The 6,644-nt window shown below is 50.0% G+C and carries 6 protein-coding genes and 1 pseudogene; 4 read left to right on the forward strand and 3 right to left on the reverse strand.

The features are described 5' to 3' along the window. Positions 1 to 116: 116 nt before the first annotated feature. Positions 117 to 830: a heterocyst differentiation pentapeptide repeat protein HetL gene (hetL, locus tag ACN4EK_RS29020; protein WP_431661918.1), complete on the forward strand. Its 714-nt coding sequence runs from the start codon at positions 117 to 119 to the stop codon at positions 828 to 830. Positions 831 to 870: 40 nt separating this feature from the next. Here hetL and trxB read toward each other — a convergent pair whose 3' ends face one another. Together trxB and ACN4EK_RS29030 are read right to left on the reverse strand one after the other, a co-directional pair. Beyond that, positions 871 to 2,238: a thioredoxin-disulfide reductase gene (gene trxB / locus ACN4EK_RS29025; protein WP_431661919.1), complete on the reverse strand. Its 1,368-nt coding sequence runs from the start codon at positions 2,236 to 2,238 to the stop codon at positions 871 to 873. Between the two features lie 154 nt (positions 2,239 to 2,392). After that, entirely contained in the window at positions 2,393 to 2,938 is a 546-nt protein-coding gene (locus tag ACN4EK_RS29030; protein ID WP_431661920.1) for a type IV pilin-like G/H family protein, read from the reverse strand. Positions 2,939 to 3,405: 467 nt separating this feature from the next. Here ACN4EK_RS29030 and ACN4EK_RS29035 point away from each other — a divergent pair, with 467 nt between their 5' ends. Both ACN4EK_RS29035 and ACN4EK_RS29040 read left to right on the forward strand, forming a co-directional pair. Continuing rightward, the gene (locus tag ACN4EK_RS29035; RefSeq protein WP_431661921.1) at positions 3,406 to 4,683 is read left to right on the forward strand and encodes a tetratricopeptide repeat protein; all 1,278 of its coding nucleotides are present in this window, start codon (positions 3,406 to 3,408) and stop codon (positions 4,681 to 4,683) included. A 55-nt stretch (positions 4,684 to 4,738) separates the two neighbouring features. Further along, positions 4,739 to 5,590 (forward strand): FkbM family methyltransferase, encoded by an 852-nt coding sequence (locus ACN4EK_RS29040; protein WP_431661922.1) that lies wholly within the window; start codon positions 4,739 to 4,741, stop codon positions 5,588 to 5,590. A gap of 1 nt (position 5,591) precedes the next feature. On the opposite strand, the gene purE is transcribed toward ACN4EK_RS29040, so the two are convergent. Continuing rightward, on the reverse strand, positions 5,592 to 6,107 hold the full coding sequence (gene purE, locus ACN4EK_RS29045) for a 5-(carboxyamino)imidazole ribonucleotide mutase (RefSeq protein WP_431661923.1): 516 nt from the start codon (positions 6,105 to 6,107) through the stop codon (positions 5,592 to 5,594). Positions 6,108 to 6,239: 132 nt separating this feature from the next. Between purE and ACN4EK_RS29050 the strand changes: the two are divergent. After that, positions 6,240 to 6,644: pseudogene (locus ACN4EK_RS29050) on the forward strand (hypothetical protein); the annotation flags it as partial.

A 6,644-nucleotide genomic window follows, 5' to 3' on the forward strand; every position in this document is an offset into this window, starting at 1 on the left:
TGCTAAACATGTCGCTAACCTTTTGTAGGGGTAATACTCTGATCACAGGGTTTCAGACCATCCCCGCTCTAAGCCACACCACTCCATGCGTGATGCACTAACGATCGAGGTAGCCGATGAATGCCGAAGAATTGCTGAAGCAATACACTGCCGGACAGCGAAATTTCCACCGGATTAACCTGCGGGAAGTTGATTTGCTGAACTTGCAACTCCAACAGATCGACCTGAGCCAAGCGGATCTACGGCAGGCTCGTTTAGGTAAAACCAATTTCAGTCAGGCGATCTTTCAGGCGGCAGACCTGAGCGAAGCGCTGCTATGGGGCACGGATCTGAGTGAAGCGGATCTCTCCCAAGCCATTCTGCGGGAAGCGGATTTAAGTGGGGCAAAATTGCTGCAAGCTCAACTTAAATCCACAAATTTAATCAAAGCCAGCTTGTGTGGAGCCAACTTAGTCAGAGCCGATCTATCCAATGCGCTATTAATCGAAGTTGATCTCCAGCCCGGAGCCGATTACCGCACTGATTTAGGTCATGCCATCTTACAAGGGGCAAATTTAAGCTATGCCCATTTAGGCGGAGCCTTACTGCACCAGGCGAATCTGGATGGGGCAAAACTCTGTCGAGCCTCATTATCCAGACGCGCCCATCAGGGAATGGCAGGAGTTGATTTAAGTGAAGCCAGCTTACGGGGGGCTGACCTTAGCTATGCCGACCTGACGGGAGCCATTTTGCGGGGAGCAGATCTCAGTGATGCTGACCTTACAGGCACAATATTGACCGATGCCGATCTACGCGGAGCCACCCTGCCCGATCGCACAATTCACAATTAAAGCCAATGGTCATGAAGGTGACTCCATGACCACTGATTGCTTACAAGTGGGCTTCGATCTCCTGGCGATACTGGCTTTTTTGTTTCACGCCTTTCAGTTCACCCACTTTCTCTTTAGACTTGAAGAATTGAATGGTCGGTGTACCCACGACTCCCGCTGCTTCGGCAATATCGGGATCCTGTTCGATGTCGATTTCCACGTAATGAATCTTGCCATCAAACTCATCCACCACCTTACTTAAGATCGGCTTCAGCGTATGGCAGGGCCCACATTGCGGCGAGGCATATTTCACCATAATTAGGCGATCGCTTTCGTGGTACAGCTTGCGTAAGGCATAACTGCCCTCATGCCGGGTGCGATCGGCATCAAAGCCAGAGGCTTGCTCCTCTTCGGTCTGCTTGGTGGCAGGAGTCGCCGTATGGGTTTCGGCTTCCGTCGTCTGATGAAATTCTTGAATCAACTGATGGCTAGACAGCCAGCGTTCTGCCAGCATCGCCGCCATACATCCCGTTCCCGCCGCCGTAATGGCTTGCCGATACTCGTGGTCCTGCACATCTCCAGCCGCAAAGACTCCTTCGACACTGGTCTGCACACCTTCCTTCGTCACGATATAACCGACATCATCCAAGTCCAGTTGCCCTTGAAATAAAGCCGTGTTGGGAGTATGCCCGATCGCGTAGAACAACCCTTTAGCGGGTAACTCAACGATTTCCCCAGTCTGCCGATTGTGTAACTTCACCCCCTGCATGTGCTGGTCATCACCATACACATCCAATGCCTCTGTGTTCCAGTGAATCGTAATCTTGGGATTCTTTAACACCCGATCCTGCATGGCTTTACTGGCCCGCATTTTGTCGCCCCGTACCAGCAAATGCACATGCGAACCATATTTGGTTAAATAGATTGCCTCTTCTGCTGCCGAATCACCGCCCCCAATTACCGCTAATTCCGCCGATCGAAAAATGGGAGTAGCGCCATCGCAGATCGCACACGCCGAAATGCCCCGGCTCCAAAACTCATGTTCACAGGGTAAGCCCAACCGTTTAGCGGTCGCCCCCGTCGCAATAATCACGCTATGGGCGCGTACTTCCCGCTCACTGGAACGAATCACAAACGGACGTTGACTGAAATCGACAAATTCAACATCTTCCGTCACCAATTCAGCCCCCCAACGCACCGCCTGCGCCTTCATCCGATCCATCAATTGGGGACCCGTAATGCCCTCCGGAAAGCCAGGGAAGTTTTCCACTTCGGTGGTTGTCATGAGTTGTCCACCCGGTAAACCTCCAGCCTGGAAGCCTTCAAACACAAATGGCTTCAAATTTGCCCGAGCGGCATAAATCGCTGCCGTATATCCTGCCGGCCCAGAACCAATAATGACTAAGTTTTCAATAGTTGAAGAGGTCATTACTTCACAAACTCATAACGACTACGCTTAGTATAACGTAATCATTCGCAAAAATTAAAGAGTGGGCAAATATCTTCTGCCCACTCTAAATATTAGGGTCTAATAAGGGTAAGGTTTAGACCATCGCGATCGCCCTGAGGCAATCAACGAATCATTAGTTATTCAGGGTTTCAAAACCAGCACCGCAGGTTGGGCCAACACTGGTGTTACTAGCCGAGAAGGCAACACCCGCTGCGCTACCAGCCGTCGGACGAGTGGATTGACACAGTTCAGCCAGAGTCGTCGCTTCGTTACCCGTTGCCCCTGTGAGACCGATTTGCACACCACCGGTATGTGCCCGTAGTGTCGCTGCATTCTTCGGGAAGGACAGGTTAACAACTGAAGTGGTTCCGGGAGCGGTGATTGAATAGGTATAGTTGGTGCTATCCGTCTTAATCCCTAACCCGAGCAACGAGATATCCGATGCAAAAGTATTTTTCTCCAGGAAGTAAGCTTGCTGAGTCCGGTTCATGGAACCCACATACTGCTTCGATTCCGATTCCTTCGCCTTGTTTGCCTGGTTCAGGAAGGAAGGTAGAGCGATCGCAGCCAGAATCCCGATGATGATAATTACAACCAACAGTTCAATCAGGGTGAAGCCTTCGTCTTGCTTCTTCTGGGCGAGGTGTTGCAGGAACTTGGCTTGAAATTCAGACTTCATGAGAGGTTTCTCCTTTATTAGGCGCGGGGTATTTGGTTCTAACTCCTGGATGTAACTTACCCCGCTGTTTCAGGTTTCATATCACCTCGGGCAAAAAAACTTTTTCAGATTAGCAAAAAATTGTCTTCATAGAGCCGGAAGGCTTACCCAGCAAGGATTTAACCCAATCACGATCTCCCGCATTGTTGCTATGCAATTTGTAATAAGGAGAGGTAAGGAGGTTGAGGCAGGTGGGGAAGGTAAGGGAGATAAGGCAGTGAGGTAGGTAGGGAAATATCCTTTGCTCTCTCATCTCCCCATCTCCCCATCTCCCCATCTCCCCACTTCTCCGTATTTTGGCTGACATCCAAAATTTTTGTGGTGCTTAGAGAGTGGACTGGGTACTCTGATAAGTAGTTCTCAGTTCCCCTGAGGCGAATTAGCTCCAGTTCGCGACAGTACATAGGTAAAAAGAGGATTTGGATATCATGAGCCAGACCATCCAGATCGAGACAGTCAACGATGATTACACTGATGGGCCAGCGGCTGATACCTTAATATGGCAGGCAGACCAACCGGCAACTACCGCGCCACTCGATGATCAGGAATCCGTTGATTATGCCGCGATCGTTGCCCACTGCGATCAACTCCTGCAACAACAACCGGATGCTGCCGAGGTATGGCAAGACAAAGGGAGTGCCTTAATTCATTTAGGTCATCATGCCGACGCGATCGCCTGTTTTGAACACGCGATCGCTCTGCAACCGGATAGCCCCCAGGCTCACTATAGTCTGGCTTGGACAGCCTATGTGTCTGGGCAGTACGAACTAGCGATTCGTAGTTGTCAGCAGGTGTTAGCGCTGGATGCCGAATTCCCGAATGCCGCCTGTATCTTAGGTCAGGCGCTCTATGCGACTGGTCAATATCAGGAGGCGATTGACGTGTTGCAGCAGGTTGTCCAGAATCAACCGGACTGTCTAGATGCCTGGTACTGTCAGGGCTTTGCGTTATTTGCCACCGGGCAGTACGAGGAGACGATCGGAGTGTTGCGGCATGTGCTGGAGGCGCGACCAGATTGTGCAGATGCCTGGTTTTGCCAGGGGTTTGCTCTCCATGCTACGGGTCGCCATGAAGGGGCGGTGTCTCATTTCAATCACGCTTTAGAACTACGATCGGATTATCAGGAAGCGTTGGTGGGTCGGGGAGATGCCCTTAGAGATCTGGGAGATCATGAGGCGGCAATGGCAAGTTATGACAAAGCTCTGCACTTGCAGCCGGAGAATGCCGAAGTCTGGTATCAGTGGGCATTGTGTTTGAAGCAGTTGAATCGTCCCCAGGAGGCGATCACCGGGTACGATAACACCTTAAAGTATCAGCCGAATCATGCGGGAGCCTGGTATGGACGCGGATCGGCATATATGAAATTGGGTGATTTTCAGAATGCGATCGCCAGTTATACCAAAGCACTGGAACTGAATCCCCGGTGGTTTGAAGCCTGGTTTAATCAAGGGGTTGCCTTCAAGAATTTGGGACAGTTCGAGCAGTCTGTTAAGAGCTACGATCGGGCATTGGCATTGCAACCGAAAGATCATCGTGCCTGGAATAATCGCGGTGGCGTATTGGTCAGTTTGGAACGGTATGAGGATGCGATCGCCAGTTACGACAAGGTGTTAGCGATTAATCCCAAGGACACGAAAGCCCAACAAAACCGAACTGCCTTAGTCAACCTACTGAAACGGCGGCAATCTGCCCAATCTTCTAATTAATAGGTCACAACCTTGTTCAGCGATCGCATCCTAGATATGGCGCGACAATTAACCCATGTCTAAGCCCTATACAATTGGTCGATATACCATCCTGCTGCCGCCGGATCATCCCCTCGATCGCTATCAGGAAAACTGGCGGCGCTATGATACGGCGTTAGGGTACATTGCTCAAGTTGTATTTCAGAAATACGCCAATTCTACGGCGATCGATATTGGAGCCAATGTTGGGGATAGTGCAGCTTTAATTCGGAGTTATGCGGATATTCCTGTGCTTTGTATTGAGGGCAATCCAGAGTTTTTGGAATATCTAGAACATAACGCGGGGACGATCGGAAATATCGAACTCGCTGCCTGTTTTATTGGTCAGGATGGGGAAGTTGTTGACTTAGACCAAATTGTTTCTGAGCGAGGGACAGCATCGATCGCACCAGCAGCCACCACTGAACAACCAGTATGGTTTATCGAGATGCATAGTCTCAACAGCATTCTGCAACTTTATCCATCCTTTCAAACGGCTAAACTGTTAAAAATTGACACCGATGGCTTTGACTTTACCATTATTCAAACGTCAGTTGATGTCTTATCCCAGCTTCAGCCAATTCTATATTTTGAATATGATATCTCGTTTAATTCTCAAGGTGATTTAGAGTCATTAGCCACGATTCAGCAGTTAGTAGAAATTGGGTATCAACACTTTATTGTGTATGACAATTTTGGTAACTATGTCATGAGTGGATCAGGTGATGTTGTGCCGATTTTTCGTGATCTTAATACCTGTCTACTATCCAATCGGCAAAAGAGTGGAACTCCGACTATCTATTACTGGGACATCTGTGCATTTACCCCCGCAGATACCGATCTGTTTGAGCAGATCCGTACCTATGAATATGAGTTTGTGCGAGGTTAGATTAGCCTTCTAAATAACGCTGATAGCCCACCTCATCCAGTTTGGCTTGCTTATCCATCACCATTTGAGCCAGACTTTGGCGATATTGTTGGACTTTTTCCAGGAGTGCCGCATCCGCCGTTGCCAGGATCTGCACTGCCAGTAATCCAGCATTGCGAGCATTCCCGATCGCCACGGTAGCCACTGGAATTCCGGCAGGCATCTGGACGATCGAGTACAACGAATCTACGCCCTGTAAATGACGACTGGCAACGGGAACGCCAATCACTGGCAGGGGTGTCAAGGCAGCGACCATTCCTGGTAGGTGTGCCGCGCCTCCCGCTCCGGCAATAATCACCTTAATCCCACGTTCGTGTGCCTGTTTAGCATAGTCCACCATGCGATCGGGAGTGCGATGGGCGGAAACAATCCCGACCTCACAGGCTACGCCAAATTCTTCACACGCCACGATCGCGTCTTTCATCGTCGGCAGATCGGAATCGCTGCCCATAATAATGCCAACTACAGGTTTCGTCATACCACTATTCGATCCAGACTGTCAGAAGGGTTCCGTAAAATAGCCTCTCACAAGTTGGCGGTATTGCTACCGATGAGTGATTGGTGAACGCCCAGGTGTAGGGTAGTAAGGTGAACTGGTTTGGATGGGGCAATGCTAGATCATCTGCTAATTACGAACGCTCAGATTCCGGGTTATCAAGAACGGCAACAAATCGCGATCGCGGAGGGCATGATCCAAGCCGTGATTCCTATGAGCGCTCCTCTGCCACAACAGGCATCAACAACGCTTGATCTGGCAGGCGACTGGATTTCCTGGGGTGGTATTGATCTGCAAATTAATGGGGCACTTGGTTTAGCTTTTCCTGATCTGTGTCCTGAGCAGGGCGAAAAACTTGCCGCGATCGCCCAATTTCTCTGGCAACACGGTGTAGATGGTTTCCTCCCAACCTTAGTCACCACCTCAATAGAAAACATCCAGCGATCGCTGCACACCCTCGCCAACTTACCATCTCCCTCATCTGCCCCATCTTCCCCCTCCTGTCTCTTATACACATCT

This window comes from Pantanalinema rosaneae CENA516 (assembly GCF_050753385.1).
GTDB classification, from domain to species: domain Bacteria; phylum Cyanobacteriota; class Cyanobacteriia; order Leptolyngbyales; family Leptolyngbyaceae; genus Pantanalinema; species Pantanalinema rosaneae.

Bases quoted from the DNA above. Each gene is read 5' to 3' on its own strand.
- hetL (WP_431661918.1), top strand. From the start codon at position 117: ATGAATGCCGAAGAATTGCTGAAGCAATACACTGCCGGACAGCGAAAT.
- trxB (WP_431661919.1), bottom strand. From the start codon at position 2,238: ATGACCTCTTCAACTATTGAAAACTTAGTCATTATTGGTTCTGGGCCG.
- ACN4EK_RS29030 (WP_431661920.1), bottom strand. From the start codon at position 2,938: ATGAAGTCTGAATTTCAAGCCAAGTTCCTGCAACACCTCGCCCAGAAG.
- ACN4EK_RS29035 (WP_431661921.1), top strand. From the start codon at position 3,406: ATGAGCCAGACCATCCAGATCGAGACAGTCAACGATGATTACACTGAT.
- ACN4EK_RS29040 (WP_431661922.1), top strand. From the start codon at position 4,739: ATGTCTAAGCCCTATACAATTGGTCGATATACCATCCTGCTGCCGCCG.
- purE (WP_431661923.1), bottom strand. From the start codon at position 6,107: ATGACGAAACCTGTAGTTGGCATTATTATGGGCAGCGATTCCGATCTG.